Origin of the sequence: Trebonia kvetii, from assembly GCF_007827045.1 — a bacterium.
Taxonomy (GTDB): Bacteria; Actinomycetota; Actinomycetes; order Streptosporangiales; family Streptosporangiaceae; genus Trebonia; species Trebonia kvetii.
Genome location: NZ_RPFW01000003.1, coordinates 993,530 through 1,008,513 on the forward strand (window position 1 = coordinate 993,530; position 14,984 = coordinate 1,008,513).

General features: G+C 70.2%; 16 protein-coding genes. 7 read left to right on the forward strand and 9 right to left on the reverse strand.

Annotated elements, in window-relative coordinates:
• Window positions 1-25: 25 nt before the first annotated feature.
• Genes EAS64_RS19365 through nagB form a run of 5 tightly spaced genes read left to right on the forward strand, consistent with a single transcriptional unit; the run spans window position 26 to window position 4,737 of the window.
• The gene (locus EAS64_RS19365) at window positions 26-913 is read left to right on the forward strand and encodes a carbohydrate ABC transporter permease (protein ID WP_145854555.1); all 888 of its coding nucleotides are present in this window, start codon (window positions 26-28) and stop codon (window positions 911-913) included.
• A complete protein-coding gene (locus tag EAS64_RS19370; RefSeq protein WP_145854557.1) occupies window positions 910-1,791 on the forward strand; it encodes a carbohydrate ABC transporter permease in 882 nt (293 codons plus the stop codon). The genes EAS64_RS19365 and EAS64_RS19370 overlap by 4 nt, the downstream gene beginning before the upstream one ends.
• Window positions 1,788-2,897: an ROK family transcriptional regulator gene (locus tag EAS64_RS19375; protein ID WP_222849410.1), complete on the forward strand. Its 1,110-nt coding sequence runs from the start codon at window positions 1,788-1,790 to the stop codon at window positions 2,895-2,897. Before EAS64_RS19370 ends, EAS64_RS19375 begins: the two co-directional genes overlap by 4 nt.
• Window positions 2,894-3,910 (forward strand): ROK family protein, encoded by a 1,017-nt coding sequence (locus EAS64_RS19380; protein ID WP_145854559.1) that lies wholly within the window; start codon window positions 2,894-2,896, stop codon window positions 3,908-3,910. Before EAS64_RS19375 ends, EAS64_RS19380 begins: the two co-directional genes overlap by 4 nt.
• Before the next feature lie 41 nt (window positions 3,911-3,951).
• Window positions 3,952-4,737, forward strand: coding sequence for a glucosamine-6-phosphate deaminase (gene nagB / locus EAS64_RS19385; RefSeq protein WP_145854561.1), 786 nt, complete (start codon window positions 3,952-3,954; stop codon window positions 4,735-4,737).
• Window positions 4,738-4,936: 199 nt separating this feature from the next.
• On the opposite strand, the gene EAS64_RS19390 is transcribed toward nagB, so the two are convergent.
• From EAS64_RS19390 to EAS64_RS19405, 4 genes are all read right to left on the reverse strand, one after another.
• Complete coding sequence (locus EAS64_RS19390; RefSeq protein ID WP_187366019.1) at window positions 4,937-6,289, reverse strand: HAMP domain-containing sensor histidine kinase; 1,353 nt, start codon at window positions 6,287-6,289, stop codon at window positions 4,937-4,939.
• Window positions 6,286-6,966, reverse strand: a complete 681-nt coding sequence (locus tag EAS64_RS19395; RefSeq protein WP_187366020.1) for a response regulator transcription factor — start codon at window positions 6,964-6,966, stop codon at window positions 6,286-6,288. The genes EAS64_RS19390 and EAS64_RS19395 overlap by 4 nt, the downstream gene beginning before the upstream one ends.
• Before the next feature lie 49 nt (window positions 6,967-7,015).
• Window positions 7,016-7,483, reverse strand: a complete 468-nt coding sequence (locus EAS64_RS19400) for a hypothetical protein (RefSeq protein ID WP_145854567.1) — start codon at window positions 7,481-7,483, stop codon at window positions 7,016-7,018.
• A 109-nt stretch (window positions 7,484-7,592) separates the two neighbouring features.
• Window positions 7,593-8,024, reverse strand: coding sequence for a VOC family protein (locus tag EAS64_RS19405; protein WP_145854569.1), 432 nt, complete (start codon window positions 8,022-8,024; stop codon window positions 7,593-7,595).
• A gap of 58 nt (window positions 8,025-8,082) precedes the next feature.
• Here EAS64_RS19405 and EAS64_RS19410 point away from each other — a divergent pair, with 58 nt between their 5' ends.
• Window positions 8,083-9,003 carry a ribonuclease Z gene (locus tag EAS64_RS19410; RefSeq protein ID WP_145854571.1) on the forward strand — a complete coding sequence of 307 codons (921 nt, stop codon included), beginning with the start codon at window positions 8,083-8,085 and terminating at the stop codon, window positions 9,001-9,003.
• Window positions 9,004-9,113: 110 nt separating this feature from the next.
• Here the strand turns inward: EAS64_RS19410 and EAS64_RS45945 are convergent, their stop codons facing one another.
• The 5 genes from EAS64_RS45945 to EAS64_RS19430 all read right to left on the reverse strand — a co-directional run bounded on the left by EAS64_RS45945 (window position 9,114) and on the right by EAS64_RS19430 (window position 12,279).
• A complete protein-coding gene (locus EAS64_RS45945; protein ID WP_246115749.1) occupies window positions 9,114-9,404 on the reverse strand; it encodes a response regulator transcription factor in 291 nt (96 codons plus the stop codon).
• Window positions 9,343-9,627, reverse strand: coding sequence for a response regulator (locus tag EAS64_RS45950; RefSeq protein ID WP_246115750.1), 285 nt, complete (start codon window positions 9,625-9,627; stop codon window positions 9,343-9,345). The genes EAS64_RS45945 and EAS64_RS45950 overlap by 62 nt, the downstream gene beginning before the upstream one ends.
• An 88-nt stretch (window positions 9,628-9,715) precedes the next feature.
• Complete coding sequence (locus EAS64_RS19420) at window positions 9,716-10,168, reverse strand: hypothetical protein (protein ID WP_145854573.1); 453 nt, start codon at window positions 10,166-10,168, stop codon at window positions 9,716-9,718.
• Window positions 10,169-10,316: 148 nt separating this feature from the next.
• Entirely contained in the window at window positions 10,317-11,546 is a 1,230-nt protein-coding gene (locus tag EAS64_RS19425; RefSeq protein WP_187366021.1) for a sugar ABC transporter substrate-binding protein, read from the reverse strand.
• Between the two features lie 304 nt (window positions 11,547-11,850).
• Window positions 11,851-12,279, reverse strand: coding sequence for a VOC family protein (locus EAS64_RS19430; protein ID WP_145854577.1), 429 nt, complete (start codon window positions 12,277-12,279; stop codon window positions 11,851-11,853).
• A gap of 364 nt (window positions 12,280-12,643) precedes the next feature.
• Between EAS64_RS19430 and EAS64_RS19435 the strand changes: the two genes are divergently transcribed.
• On the forward strand, window positions 12,644-14,842 hold the full coding sequence (locus EAS64_RS19435) for a sensor histidine kinase (protein ID WP_145854579.1): 2,199 nt from the start codon (window positions 12,644-12,646) through the stop codon (window positions 14,840-14,842).
• Window positions 14,843-14,984 lie beyond the last annotated feature (142 nt).

Here is a 14,984-nt window from a genome sequence, read left to right on the forward strand (position 1 = left end):
CCCGAACCACATGAGGATGTACCCGATGCCCGCCCTCCGCCGCCTGGCGCCATTGCTATGGCTCGGCCCCGCCGTCGCACTCATCGGCGTGGTCGTGCTCTGGCCGGTCGTGGTCATGGTGCAGTCGTCGTTCCAGCGCATCGGCGGCGAGGGTTTCGTCGCCGGCTACAACGGCACCGACAACTTCCGGCATCTCTTCGACGAGCCCGACTTCCTCTCGGTCCTCCTGCGCACCGTGATCTGGGTCGTGGTCGTCGTGGCCGTCACCGTGCTGATCTCGCTGGGCCTGGCCCAGCTCTTCAACCAGAAATTCCCCGGTCGCCAAGTGACCAGGTGGGCGCTGATCATCCCCTGGGCCGCCTCGGTGATGATGACCGCGCTGATCTTCAAGTGGGCGCTCGACCCGAACGTCGGCGTCATCAACGTGATCCTGCACCGCATCGGCGTGGTCAAGACGCTCGGCTCGAACCAGGCGGACTGGCTCGGCAACCCGACAAGCGCCCTGCTGTGGATGATGGGCGTCGCGGTCTTCGTCTCGCTGCCGTTCACCACCTACGCCATCTTGTCCGGCAGGCAGGGCATCCCCCAGGACGTGTACGAGGCGGCCTCCATCGACGGCGCGACCTCATGGAAGGCCTACCTGCGGGTGACGCTGCCGCTGCTGCGGCCGGCCATCCTGGTGGCGACGCTGATCAACGTCATCAACGTGTTCAACTCCTTCCCGATCATCTGGGAGATGACCCGCGGCGGCCCCGGCTACCAGACCGCCACGAGCACCATCTTCATGATCGACCTCAAGCAGGGCAACGTGGGTGAGTCGGCGGCCATGTCGGCCATCAACTTCCTGCTCGTGATCGTCATCGTCCTCGTCTACCTGTCCACCACTCGCTGGAAGGAGCAGGTCGACCGATGATCACCGAGACCAAGCCCGCCCCGCGCCTGCGTGCCACGGCGAAGCCCGCCTCCCTGGCCCGCCGGCCGCTGCGCACCTGGTTCATCGCCGCAGCCGCCTACCTCATCGCCCTGATCTTCCTGCTGCCGTACCTCGAGATGCTCGTGATGGCCGGGCGGCCGAACAGCGAGCTCGGCGACCCGACCATCCTCCCGAAGCACTTCACGTTCACCAACTTCACCACCCTGTGGTCGGGCGGCGGCCTTGGCGGCAGCATCGGCACGAGCCTGCAGATCGCGGCGGGCGCCACCGTGATCGTGCTGCTCGTCGCCCTGCCTGCCGCCTACTGCACGGCGCGCCGCAAGTTCCGCGGCCGTACCGCGTTCCTGCTGCTCGTGCTCGCGACCCAGATGTTCCAGCCGGCGGCCATGCTGGTCGGCATTCAGCGGGAGTTCACCAACTTCGGCGTGCCGCCCACGCTGTCGCTGATCATCATCAACGCCGGCTTCAACCTCGCCTTCGCGGTGTGGATTCTCAACGCCTTCTTCTCCTCGATTCCCGAGGAGCTCGAGGAGGCGTCCATGGTCGACGGCCTGGGACGGTTCGGCGCCCTGCTGCGGATCACGCTGCCGCTGGCCGCGCCGGGCATCGTGACCGCGCTGATCTTCACCTTCATCTCGGCGTGGAACGAGTTCCTCGTCGCGCTCACGCTCAGCCTCGGGCAGCAGCCGTCTCAGCAGCCGCTTACCGTCGCGATTAACCAGTACATCGGCGAGTACTCTGTCGACTGGGGGCACCTGTTCGCGGCCGGCCTGGTCGCCACCGTGCCTGTCATCATCTTGTTCGCATTTATCGAGCGGCGTGTCGTGAGCGGACTGACAGCGGGAGCGGTTAAGTGAACTCAGGCGGAGTGCGTCCCCGCCCGCTGCGCCCGATGGGCAAGCTGCTCGCCGAGGACACCAGACGCCACCACCGTTCACTCCTGCTCCAGCACCTGTTCGCCGAGGGCCCCGCCTCCCGGGCCGACCTCGCCAGGGCCACCGGCCTCACCAGGGTCACCGTCTCCGACCTGGTGGGCGCGCTCATCGCCGACGGCCTGCTCGGCGAGCTCGGCACGCCGGCCGAGAGCAAGGTCGGCAAGCCGCCGACGCTCGTCGGCCTGCTCGCCGACGCCACCTGCATCATCGCGCTCGACCTGTCACCGGACGACCGGATGACCGGGGCGGTGGTCAACCTCTTCGGCCAGGTCAAGGCCCGCGCGGAGGCGCCACTCGACGGCGCCAGCGGCGAGGACGCGGTCCGCATCGCGGTCGGCCTGGCGGAACGGCTGCGCGATACCGCCGACCGTCCGGTGCTCGGCGTCGGCGTCGGCACGCCCGGCGTGGTCGACGGGCGCGGCGTGATCCTCGACGCGCACAACCTCCACTGGGCAGGCGTCGACCTGACCGGCATCCTGCACCGCCGGCTCGGACTGCCCGTCTACGTTGCCAACGACGCGAACACGGCGGTGCTCGCCGAGTACACATTCGGCGGGACGACGGCGGCGGACCTGATGCTGCTGCGGATCGGGACCGGCGTGGGCGCCGGCCTCGTCGTCGGCGGCTCACTTGTCCAGGGGCACGCCTGGGCCGCGGGCGAGATCGGTCACGTCGTCACCGATCCGTCCGGCGTGCGCTGCGCCTGCGGTAAGACCGGCTGCCTGGAGACCATCCTGTCCGTGCCGCACCTGCGGCAAAGCGACCGGTCGCTCGGCTCTGTCGGCACCGTGGTCGGCGAGGTCGTCGCGCCGGTTGTCGCCGCGCTCAACCTGCACGAGGTCGTCCTCGCGGGCCCGCCTGACCTGCTCGACGGCGAGCTGCGGGAGGCTCTCGACCGGTGTGTCCGCGACCGGGTGATGGCCACCTCGTCGGCCGACCTGGTGGTGCGCATGTCGCCGCTCGGCGACGACGTGGTGCTCGTCGGCGCCGCGGTGCTGGTGCTCTCGGCTGAACTGGGTGTTTCGTGAACGGTGACTTGCGGGTCGGCCTCGATATCGGTGCGACCAAGGTGCTCGGCGCGGTGGTGGACAACGACGGCGCTGTCGTCGCGCAGTCGCGGCAGCCCACCCGGCTCGGCGCCGAGGGCGTCCTCACCACCGCGACGAGCGTGCTGGACAGTCTCGCCAAGGATCTCGACGGCGTCCTGCCCGCGCACATCGGCATCGGGGTGTGCGGGATCGTGGACCGCGACAGCGGCGCGGTCAGTCACGCGGTCAACCTCGGCATCGGCGAGGCGTTCCCCCTTGCCGCACTGCTGGCCGACCGGACCGGTGCCGAGGTCCTGATCGAGAACGACGTGCTCGCCGCCACGTGGGGCGCGCACGTGGTCAGCGGCATCGACGACCTGGCCTTCCTGAGCGTCGGCACCGGACTCGCGGCCGGCTTCGTCCTGTCGGGAAAGCTGCGGCGCGGCGCACACGGCGCGGCCGCCGAGGTCGGGCACCTGCCGGTGGACCCGGACGGTCCGCGCTGCTCGTGCGGGCAGCGCGGCTGCCTGGAGCTGAGCGCCTCGGGCTCCACCCTGGCCGCCGCCTGGCCGACGGACGGGCAGGTGCCGCCGGCCGCGGCACTGTTCGCCGCCGCCGCCGCGGGAAACACCGAGGCGGTCATGATCCGTGACCGTTTCGCGGGAAGGCTCGCCGAGGGGATCAGGATCCTCGAACTGTCGGTGGGCCCGGACGCCATCATCATCGGCGGCGGTGTCTCCCATGTGGGCGAACCGCTGCTCGCGGCGGTCGCCGCCGCGCTGCGCGCCCAGGCCGCCGGTTCGCCGTTCCTCACCGCGCTCGACCTGGCCGGCCGGACAAGGCTGCTGCCCGGCCAGGAGCCCGTGGGCGCGATCGGCGCGGCCCTGATCGGGAACGCGGGCCTGACCGGGAACGCGGGCCTGACCGGCAGCGCTGGCCTGACCGGCAGCGCTGGCCTGACCGGCAGCGCGGGCCTGACCGGCAGCGCGGGCCTGATCGGCAGCGCCGGATAGCGCACGCGCATCATGGACATGATCAGGAAAGGAAGCTGCTGATGGAGGTCGTGCCGCTCGGGTCGGCCCGCGAGATAGCGATGGCCGCGGCGGACATCATCGAGTCTGTCGTCCGCCGCAAGCCCGCCGCGGTACTCGGGCTGGCCACCGGGTCCACGCCGCTGCCCGCCTACCAGGAGCTGATCCGCCGCCACGAGGCCGGCACCGGCCCGTCCTACGACGGTGTGACCTGCTTCAACCTCGACGAGTACGTCGGACTGCCCCCCGGGCACGAGCAGAGCTACCGGGCGACCATCGCCCGCGAGCTGACCGACGGCCTCGGCATCAGCCCGGACCGGGTCAACGGACCTGACCCGGACCTCGACGGCCTGCAGGGCGCGGGGGAGCGCTACGAGGCGCTGATCGCGGCGGCCGGCGGTGTCGACGTGCAGTTCCTCGGCATCGGCTCCGACGGCCACCTGGCATTCAACGAGCCAGGGTCGTCGCTGGCCAGCCGCACCAGGATCAAGACGCTCACCGAGCAGACGCGCAAGGACAACGCGCGCTTCTTCGGCTCCCCGCAGGAGGTGCCGACCCACGTGCTGACGCAGGGGCTCGGCACCATTCTCGAGGCCCGCCACCTGCTGCTCATCGCCACCGGCGAGGGCAAGGCGGCCGCGGCCGCCGCCGCCGTCGAGGGCCCGGTCTCCGCGTCCTGCCCGGCGTCGGTGCTGCAACTGCACCCGCACGTCACGGTGCTGCTCGACCCGGCAGGTGCGGCACGGCTCGACCGCCTCGACTACTACACCGAGGTACTCGCCGCCAAGCCCGCCTGGCAGGGCTTCTAAGCGCACGCCACCGCCCTGGCGGCAACGCCGCGCCGCGGCGGTGGCCGCGGTCCCGCCACTGCGGCAGCCGCGACGGCGAACGTCCAGACCTATCCCGAACGGTTGCGTGGTTCCACTCGCCGGCACCGGAATGCCCGAGGATGGCACTGCCATGACGGCGGCCTGCCCTCGTTAGTCAGTCTCGGTTAGTCAGTCCCGGTTAGTCAGTCTCGGGGAGCGGCGGAAACGCGAGCGTGAACGTCGACCCGCCTGGCCCGGTCCGCACCGTGACGGTGCCGTCGTTGGCCCGCGCGACGCCGCCGACGATCGCGAGCCCGAGCCCCGCGCCCGGCGTGCCCCGGGCCGCGGGCGCCCGGTAGAAGCGCTCGAAGATGCGGGGGAGGTCCGTGTCGGGGATGCCAGGGCCCTGGTCGGTCACCGACACCTGGCCGTTCTCGACGACCACCCGCACGGTGTCGCCTTCCGGCGTCCATTTGACCGCGTTGCCGATCAGGTTGGTTATCGCACGATCGAGCCCGGCGGGGTCGGCGTGCACGAGGCACGGGTGCAGTTCGGAGTCGATGGCCGGGTGCGGCTCGCGCTGCCGCAGCCTACGCACCGCCTCCTCGGTCAGCAGGTCGAGGCGGACGGTCTCGCGGTGCGGCGGCGACTCGCGGTAGCGGGCGAGGTCGAGGAGGTCGGTGATCAGCTGGTCAAGCTCGGCTGCCTGTTCCCTCGCGGCCCGGACCAGGGCGGGTGCCTGCGGGTCGGCGAGTCCGGCCCCGTCCTCGAGCAGGTCGAGGTTCGTGGTCAGACTCGTCAGCGGGGTGCGCAGCTCGTGTGACGCGTCGGCGGTGAGCTGGCGCTGCGCGGTCAGCGACTCGTGCAGTGCGGCAAGCATGGTGTCGAAGGACGACGCAAGCCGCCCCACCTCATCATTGGCCTGCGGGAAGCCGAGCCGGGAGGTGAGGTCGCGCGTCTTGGTGACGTGCTCGGCGGCCTCGGTGAGCTCGCCGATGGGCCGCAGGATGCGGCCCGCGGTGAGCCGCGCCGCGCCGTAGGTCAGGCAGGCGGCCGCGACGGTGAGCCCGGCCAGCAGCAGCGCCGCGTCGCGCAGCGCGCCGTCGTCGGCGTTGGCGGGCCGGCTGGTGCGCACCAGCCCGCCGGGGTTGTCGGCCCAGGCGACGGTGTAGACGCGGAACTGCTGGCCGTCGTGGTGCTCGTCGGCGAAGTAGGCCGGCTGCGCCTGCCCGGCTACCGCGACGTCGTGGCCGTCAAGCGGGCCGAACCGGTTGGGCTGCCCGGGTGTCACCGGGCCGGGGATGAGCTGGACCTGCACGCTGCCCACGGTGACCGGCGTGCTGATGTCGGGGACTGTCCCGCTGCCTCTGCCGCCGGACTGCTTGAGGCTCCGTGCGATGCCGGCGGCCTGCTGGGCCGCGTCGACAAGGGTCGCATCGACGCGAGACCGCAGGCTCGCGGCATAGAACAGGTAGAGCGCGGTGCTCACCGCCGCGACGACGATCAGCACCCCGGCCGCCGCCGCCACCGAGACCCGGTTCCGCAGGGTCACCGGGCATCCCGCAGCACGTAGCCGAGCCCGCGCACGGTGTGCAGGACGCGCGGTTCGCCGGCCGCCTCGAGCTTGGCGCGCAGGTAGCTCATGTAGACCCACAGATTGTCCGAGCGCAGCCCGAAGTCGTATCCCCAGACCGACTGGAAGATCTGCGAGTGGCTGAGCACCCGGCCGGGATTGCGCAGGAACAGCTCGAGCAGCAGGTACTCGGTCCGGGTGAGGGACACCTCGCGGCCGCCTCGTGTTACCTGGGCCGCGGCGACGTCGAGCACCAGGTCGCCGTGCGTGAGCCGTTCCGCGCTCGCCGCGTTGCGGCGCAGCAGCGCCCGCAGCCGGGCCCGCAACTCGGCGAGCGCGAACGGCTTGACCAGGTAGTCGTCGGCGCCTGCGTCCAGCCCGGCGACGCGGTCGTCGACCAGGTCGCGGGCGGTGAGCATGAGGATCGGCGTGGAGTCGCCGCGGGCGCGCAGCCGGCGGCATACCTCGAGCCCGTTCGGTTCCGGCATCGCCACGTCGAGCACGATCGCGTCGACGCTGGCGGCCATGAGGCAGGCGAGCGCGGCGCCGCCGCCGTCCGCCGCCTGCACCTCGTAGCCGTCACGCCCGAGCGCGGTGGACAGCGACCGGCGCACGGCCGGATCGTCGTCGACCACGAGGACCCGCACGTGACTCATTATGCGCGGGTATCGTGCCGGCCGCCGCCGCTCAGCCGCAGGCCGCTGGTCAGCTGATCGCTGCCCACGCGGCGGCCAGCTGGGCGGGGCTCACGCCGATACTGGCGGCTATCCCCGCGAATGCCGCGCTGGCGGTGTCCAGCCGGCCGTTCTGCATGATCAGGCCGCCGATCTGCTTGAACGCACGTCCCGCCGCGTCGTAGCCGACGCTGAGCCGCGCGGCGAACGCGCGCACCGCCGCGGGCCCGCTCGGACCCTGCTGCGCCGCCGCGGACGCCGCCGCCGCCGCTTTGCTGGCTCTGGCCGCCGCCTGCTGCGATGGCCCGGGCGCGGGCTTGCCGCCGCCGCGCCCGATCACCGTCAATGGCGGCTTGCTCGGGTCGGGCGAGCTGGTCGCGTTCGGGCCCGGCTTGGCCGGCGGCGAGTCGGCCCCCGCCGCCAGTGCGGCGGCAGGGACCGCGATGACCGCCGCGGCGATGACTCCCGCCGCTGCAACCCGGTGACGCTGAATGAACATGGGGTGCTCCTCTCGCCCGATCGGGCACTCCGGATCGGGCACTGCGAGTCGGACACTCCGAGTCCATCGGCGGCCCCCAAGATCGGCCCTGCGATGACCTTAAAGAAGCCTAAGAAGCGTTGGAGTCCCACGCGATCTCGAAAAGATGGCCGTCGGGATCGGTGAAGTACCCGGAGTAGACGCCGAACGGCCGCATGTGCGCGGGCGCGGTCAGCGTCCCGCCCGCGGCCTCGACCTGCCCGAGCAGGCTGTCGACTTCTGCCTGCGAGCCGGCCGGGAGACCCAGGCTGAACTCGGTGGAGCTTGGCGGCCCTGGCGGCAGGCCGGAGTCCTTGGCGAGGTTGGCCCGTTCGTACAGGCCGAGTAGCAGCCCGCCGTCGAGCTTGAAGAACGCGATGGTTCCGTCGGCGCCGGTGACCTCGTCGTGAAACTCCTGTCCGACGATGCCGTCGGTCGGCCAGCCCAGGCCGTCACGGTAGAAGGCGACTGACCGGTTGAGGTCGGTCACGGCCAGCGTGATGAAGAAGATCTTCGGCTCCATTGCGTCTCCCGTCGGTCGCGGCCGGCCGCCGGTCGCGACCGGTATTAGGGTCGGTCCCGTGTCCAACCGTGACTTGGTCGTACTCGGCACCGCGAGTCAGGCACCTACTCGTACCCGCAATCACAACGGGTATTTCCTGCGCTGGGACGACGAGGGCCTGCTGTTCGACCCGGGTGAGGGCACCCAGCGCCAGATGCTGTTCGCCGGGGTGACCGCGCACCAGGTCACCCGCGTCTGCGTCACCCACTTTCACGGCGATCATTGCCTTGGCCTGCCCGGCGTGCTGCAGCGGATGGCACTGGACCGAGTCACGGGCACCGTCGAGGTCGCTTACCCGGCTTCCGGCGCGGACATCTTCGACCGCATCAGGAAGCTGTCGCTGTTCCACGACACGCTATCGCTGCGCGAGCGTCCGGTGCCGGAGGCGGGCGGCGTCCTGGCCGACGGCCCGGCGTTCCGTCTTGAGGCCCGCCCGTTGTCGCACCGGGTTCCCGCCGTCGGCTACCGGCTCAGCGAGCCGGATGGCATCCGCATGCTGCCCGCGGAACTGGCGGCCCGCGGCATCACCGGCCCGGACATCGGCCGCCTGCAGCGCGATGGAATGATCGAGCAGAACGGCAGCCGGTTTCACCTGGCCGACGTCAGCGTGCCGCGGCGCGGCCAGAAGTTCGCCTTCATCATGGACACGCGCCTCTGCGACGCCGCCTTCGAGCTGGCCGCGGACGCGGACCTGCTGGTCTGCGAGTCCACCTTCGCCGACGCCGACGCCGGCCTCGCCGAAGACTACGGTCATCTCACCGCCGGCCAGGCCGGCCGGATCGCCGCCGCCGCGGGCGCCCGCCGCCTGGTCCTCACCCACTTCTCCCAGCGCTACGCCGACGCGGCCCTGCCGCAGCTGCTGCGCGACGCGGCCGCCGTATACGACGGCGACATCGTCCTCGCCGCCGGCCTCGACCGCATCGCTGTCCCGCCCCGCTGAGGCCGGGCTCGCGCGCTGCGCACCGTTAACGATTCGTTGCGCAATTGCCCGCCATATTGATGTTCATTAACGCTTCGTGCCTGGTCAAACCCGCTGCGGGGCTGGTCGCGTTAACACATTTTTATGAGCACCCGGCCCGGGTTGCGCAGGAACAGCTCGAGCAGCAGGTACTCGGTGCGGGTGAGCGAAACCTCGCGCCCGCCCCGCGTCACCCGCGCCGCGGCGGCGTCGAGCACCAGGTCGCCGTGGGCCAGCCGCTCCGCGCCCGCCGTGCCGCGGCGCAGCAGCGCACGCAGGCGGGCCCGGAGCTCGGCGAGCGCGAACGGCTTGACCAGGTAGTCATCGGCGCCCGCGTCCAGTCCGGCGACGCGGTCGTCGACCAGGTCGCGGGCGGTCAGCATGAGGATCGGCGTAGCGTCGCCGCGGGCGCGCAGCCGGCGGCACAACCTCGAGGCCGTTCGGTTCCGGCATCGCCACGTCGAGCACGATCGCGTCGACGCTGGCGGCCAGGAGGCAGGCGAGCGCGGCGCCGCCGCCGTCCGCTGCCTGCACCTCGTAGCCGTCCCGCCCGAGCGCGGTGGACAGCGACCGGCGCACGGCCGGATCGTCGTCAACCACGAGCACCCGCACGAGACTCATTATGCGCGGGTACGGCGTTATGCGCGGGTGAGGCAATGGCCCAGGCCGGCGCCGCTCATCCGCCGGCCGCCCGCTAGCTGACGGCGTGCCACGCGGCGGCCAGCTGGGCGGGGCTCACGCCGAGTTGCCTGGCGATGCCGGCGAACGCCTGGCTGGCCGGGTCGAGTCGGCCGTTCTGCGCGATCAGCGCGCTGATCTGCTTGAACGCGCGTCCCGCCAGGTCAGCACTGACGCCGAGCCGTGCGGCGAGTGCGGTCACCGCCGCCAGGCCGTTCGAAGACTGGGACGCCTGTGCCGCCGCCGCCCCCGATTTGCTTGCTCTGGCCGCGGCCTCCTGTGAGGACCCCGGCGAGGGGCTGTCGCTGCTGAAGGCGGTGGGCTTGCTGGTGGGCTGGCCGGTCGCCTGCGCTGGTGCCGGCTTGGCGCCCGGGGAACCGCTCCCTGCCGCCAGTGCGGCGGCGGGGACGGCGACGACGGCCGCGGCGATGACTCCGGCTACGGCCACACGGTGACGCTGAACGAACATGAGGTGCTCCTCTCGCCTGATCGGACACCCCAAGTTCACCGGCGGCCCCCAAGATCAGCCCTGCGACGACCTTAAAGAAGCCTTGGAAGCGCCGTTCAGGCCTGCGGGTAGTGCCGTCCGCCGTCGCATCCGAGATCGGACATTCCAGTTACCCGGAGATCCCGGCGGCCTGGCACGCGGACGCGTACTGGCCGGCGCAGAGCTGGGATGCCGCAACGAACTTGTCCTTGACCACCGTGTCGTTCATGTTCGCCGTGTTGACCCACTTCGGGATGGCGAGCACGGACGGGACGAGGGCCTTGGAGGTGGTGTCCTGGACCGAGCCGTTGACGAGCGAGGCGGGCGGGGCCTGCCCGGCACGCACGTACATGGCCAGGGCGGCGGTGGCTCCGGCCTCCAGGTAAATCGGCTTGTAGACCGTGCCGCACTGGTAGCCGGCCAGGATGTTCTGCAGGCCGGCCAGCGAGGCGTCCTGCCCGGTGAGCGGGAAGGTCTCCGGCTTGACGCCCTGGCTCCGCAGGTAGGGGATGATCGCCGCGGCGTTGGAGTCGTTCGGCGTCAGTGCCGCGTTGATGCTCTTGTGGGCGGTGGACTGCTCCTGGAATTCGCCGAGCGAAACGGTCGGGTCCCAGGAGCCAGGCGGGTTGCTGACGTTCTTGTACTCGCCGGAGGAGAAGTACGGTGCGAGGACGCTGTCATAGCCTTGGGCGAAGAGGATGGCGTTGTTGTCCGTTGGCGCGCCCTTCATCACGATGACGTTCGGGTCCTTGACGTGCCAGGCCTTGACGCAGGCAGTGAAGCCGCCGCCCATGACGGTGCCGACTCGCACGTTGTCGAAGCTGACGTAGTAGCCCCGGGTGCCGCCGAGGGTCAGCCGGTCGTAGTCGATGACCGTGACGCCGGCCGCCGCGGCGAGCTGCTCGATGTGCGCGCCCGTGCCCGAGTCGAGCGGGCAGATGATCAGGACGGTCGCGCCCTGGGTGATGTCCGACTGCGCCATGCTCACCTGGGTGGCGTCGCTGCCGTGGGCGTTCTGCACGGTGAGGTTGGCCGGCGGCAGCCCGGCGGCCGCGAAGGCGGCCTTCAGGTACGGCGCGTCGAATTCAGTCCACCGGGTCGACGACGTGGTATCCGGCAGGATGACCGCCACGTTGCCCTTGCCCTCCGGGGCGAGCGGGGCGAGCGTCTTTAGGGCACTGAACGAGGGGCCGATGTCACTGACAGTGAGGGACGGCGCGCCGGTGCTCGAGCGTGCGGGCGCGACGCTCGTCGCGGCCGGCGCCGCGGTAGAGCCGCTGCCCGAGCTGCAGGCCGCGATCAGCAGCGCGGCGCTAAGGCCCGCCGCTGACCGGCCTGATCTTTTCGTAAGAGAAGACAAGAACGTACCTCGCGTTTCACTTCCCTCGCCCGGCAGCCACGGTGGAACCGGGCCTGCCGGGCGAGCGAGTCTGTCAACCCTGGCCATCGGTGAACAGGCAGTACCCGGTGAATCGTAAGATCAGCGGCGCAGGAACGCTCGCTTACATGAGCGCGAAAGCCGTAAAAAAACGTTAATGAATGTCGGGGTGCTGGAATTGTATTGCTTGTGAGATCGGCTGGAAGCCGTTTCGTTACCGGGGGCGTGCCCGGGGGGCAGGTACACGTCGGTCGCTCGTGCCGAGGCATGGCAGCAGATCACGCTGCTATGCGTTGGAGTCCCACGCGATCTCGAACAGGTGGCCGTCGGGATCGGCGAAGTACCCGGAGTAGACGCCGAACGGCCGCATGTGCGCGGGCGCGGTCAGCGTGCCTCCCGCGGCCTGCACCTGCCGGAGCAGGCTGTCGACCTCTGCCTGTGATCCGGCGGGAACGCCAAGGCTGAACTCGGTGGAGCTTGGCGGCCCCGGCGGCAGGCCGGCGTCCTTGGCGAGATTGGCCCGTTCGTACAGGCCGAGCAGCAGGCCTCCGTCGAGCTTGAAGAACGCGATGGTTCCATCGGCGCCGGTGACCTCGTCGTGAAACTCCTGTCCGACGATGCCGTCGGTCGGCCAGCCCAGGCCGTCACGGTAGAAGGCGACTGACCGGTTGAGGTCGGTCACGGCCAGCGTGATGAAGAAGATCTTCGCCTGCATTCACCTACTAGTACCCGCAACCACGACGGGTACTGCCTGCGCTGGGGCGACGAGGGCCCCGCTGTCCGACCTGGGCGAGGGCGGTAACGTTAACGATTTGTTGCTGAATTGGGTGTGATATTGACGTTCGTTAGTCTTTCGTGGCTGGTCACACGCGCTCCGCAGCGCCCTGCGTTAACAAATTTTTTACGGAAAATAGCGTCATTTAACTGGCTTGTTACTAGTTCTAGTCGTAGCGTCTGGCGGACGAAACCGAGTTTTCTCCTGCGTCCTCGACCTAACAGGCCGTTCGCTCTCCCGATAGCGCGGTGTCGCCCGGCGGGACCCAGGAAGTCATGCCTGCCGGGGGCACGGAGGGTGAGTGATGGGAAACCATGATGCCGCCAGCGCGAGAGCGCGGGTCGGCGCGGCCGGCGACAGCGCCGCGCCGCAGCAGGGCGCCAGGCCAGGCGGACAGCAGCTGATGAAGCTGTCGAACTGGCCGGTGTCACGTCGGCTGTACGCGGTGATCGCCCTCGCGCTCGTCATGGGCCTGGTCTTCGGCGGCCTCGAGGTGGCCGCCGCCGAGAGCAGCGCGACGCAGTTCGGCCGCGTGCTGCACCTGGCCCAGCTTGGCCAGCAGGACGTGCTCCTGACACAGGAACTGCAGAACGAGCGGGACTACTCGCTCGGCCTTACCTACGGCGGCGCAAAGGGCGACCTTCCCGCGCTCCGCAACGCCACCGATGCCGAGGCCGCCAATGTCCTTGCGCTTGGCGCCGGGGTCGACGGCTCGTACCCGGCGAACATCCAGGCGAGCGTGGCCGCTCTCCGGTCGAAGCTGGGCAGCCTCGCGAAGCTGCGGGATACCGTTCTGACGCAGTTCTGGGACCGGTCCCATGGCTCGGGCATCGAGGGGCTTGGCGTACTCACCCAGTACGCGCCGCTCATCAACAACCTGATCACGCTCAATGACGAACTCGCGCAGGGCATCTCCGACTCGCGCCTGGCCATCGACGTCCGGGAACTCAACCTGCTGTCGCTGGAGAAGGATCAGGTCGCACAGCAGCGCGGCCTGTTCTATAACGCCTTCACCCAGCAGTTCTTCTCCGACGGTGCGCTCCAGGCATTGATCTCCGCGCGGTCCGCCGAGCAGTCCGACGAGGCCGCGTTCCTCGCGGCTGCCACGCCGGCCGTGCAGCACGCCTACAGCACGGCGGCCGCCGGGCTTGGCGTGAAAGAGGTGAAGAGAGTAGAGGACTTCTTCTTCATCGACGGCAACGACGAGCAGGCCAATCCGTTCTTCAGCCCAAACATCAACAAGGAGACGGTGGGCTTCGCGGTGGCCCAGGCCCCGCAGGCCTGGTACCAGGCCTCCTCGCAGAAGATCGACGGGATGCAGGCCGTCGAGTCGGGGATCGCGCAGGACATCGTGGCGCGGGCTGAGTCGCTGCAGCACGGCGCCGGGCAGTCCGCGCTGATCGTCTCGGTCATCGTCGTCGCGGTCCTGCTGATCGTGCTGGCGGCGGCGCTGATGGTCGCCAGGTCCCTGGCGCTGCCGCTGCGCCGGCTGCGGGCGGGCGCGCTCGACATCGCCACCGTCCAGCTTCCGGAGCGGATGCGGCGGCTGAGCGAGGCGCCGGACGAGCCTCTCGAGGTGGCGCCGATCGACGTGCTGAGCGTCGACGAAATCGGGCAGGTCGCCCGTGCCTTCGATCAGGTGCACGCCGAGGCGGTGCGGCTCGCGGGCAACGAGGCCATGCTGCGCACCAGCTTCAACGCGATGTTCGTCAACCTGTCCAGGCGCAGCCAGACGCTCATCGAGCGGCTGGCGCGGACGATCGACTCCCTTGAGCAGAACGAGGACGACCCCGAGCGGCTGTACAGCCTTTTCTCGATGGACCACATGGTCACCCGGATGCGCCGCAACTCGGAGAACCTGCTGCTGCTTGCCGGTCACGAGGGCGCGCGCAAGTGGAGCGACCCGGTGTCGGTCGCGGACGTGGCACGGGCCGCGGTCTCGGAGATCGAGCACTACGCCAGGGTGGTGCTCAGCATCCAGCCGGGCGTCGCGGTCGTCGGCCCCGCGGTCTCCGACGTGGTGCACCTGCTCGCCGAGCTGATCGAGAACGCCACGCTGTTCTCGCCCACGGATACCGCGGTCCAGGTGTCGGGGGCCGAACTGGCCAGCGGCGGCGTGCTGCTCGAGATCACCGACAAGGGGATCGGCATACCCGAGGAACGGCTGGCCGAGATGAACTGGCGGCTGCGCAGCACGCCCGTGATCGACGTGTCGGTGTCGCGGCACATGGGCCTGTTCGCGGTGGCGCGGCTGGCCGAGCGGCACGGCGTGCAGGTCCGGCTGCGTCCCGCCAGCCCCCAGGGGCTGAGCGCGCTTGTCTGGCTGCCCGACGCCGTCATCGAGCACATGGCCCGCCCGTTCGCCGGCCCCCGGCCGCCGCTCGCCGCGCAGGCCGCCGGCCTTCAGGTCAGGCGGTCGCCCGGCCAGAGCGGCATCACCGCGCCGGCCGCGGCCGGCCAGGAGCCGGTGGACTGGTTCCGCGGCAAAAACCTTCCGTCGTAAGTGACCAGGTCGGCAGGTCATGAGGCATGTGTGCATATGCGTTGACCAGTACGCCATTTGGATCTAAGTTTCCTGAATGCAAGGCCAATGGCTTGCCGAAATTCTTTCGGTCGTCCGAAGCGGAGATGATCCATGACGACGA

Coding starts and splice junctions, on each gene's coding strand:
- EAS64_RS19435 (WP_145854579.1), top strand. CDS start 12,644: ATGGGAAACCATGATGCCGCCAGCGCGAGAGCGCGGGTCGGCGCGGCC.
- EAS64_RS19405 (WP_145854569.1), bottom strand. CDS start 8,024: ATGGAGCCGAAGATCTTCTTCATCACGCTGGCCGTGACCGACCTCAAC.
- EAS64_RS45945 (WP_246115749.1), bottom strand. CDS start 9,404: ATGCTGACCGCCCGCGACCTGGTCGACGACCGCGTCGCCGGACTGGAC.
- nagB (WP_145854561.1), top strand. CDS start 3,952: ATGGAGGTCGTGCCGCTCGGGTCGGCCCGCGAGATAGCGATGGCCGCG.
- EAS64_RS19420 (WP_145854573.1), bottom strand. CDS start 10,168: ATGTTCGTTCAGCGTCACCGTGTGGCCGTAGCCGGAGTCATCGCCGCG.
- EAS64_RS19365 (WP_145854555.1), top strand. CDS start 26: ATGCCCGCCCTCCGCCGCCTGGCGCCATTGCTATGGCTCGGCCCCGCC.
- EAS64_RS19370 (WP_145854557.1), top strand. CDS start 910: ATGATCACCGAGACCAAGCCCGCCCCGCGCCTGCGTGCCACGGCGAAG.
- EAS64_RS19400 (WP_145854567.1), bottom strand. CDS start 7,483: ATGTTCATTCAGCGTCACCGGGTTGCAGCGGCGGGAGTCATCGCCGCG.
- EAS64_RS19395 (WP_187366020.1), bottom strand. CDS start 6,966: ATGAGTCACGTGCGGGTCCTCGTGGTCGACGACGATCCGGCCGTGCGC.
- EAS64_RS19430 (WP_145854577.1), bottom strand. CDS start 12,279: ATGCAGGCGAAGATCTTCTTCATCACGCTGGCCGTGACCGACCTCAAC.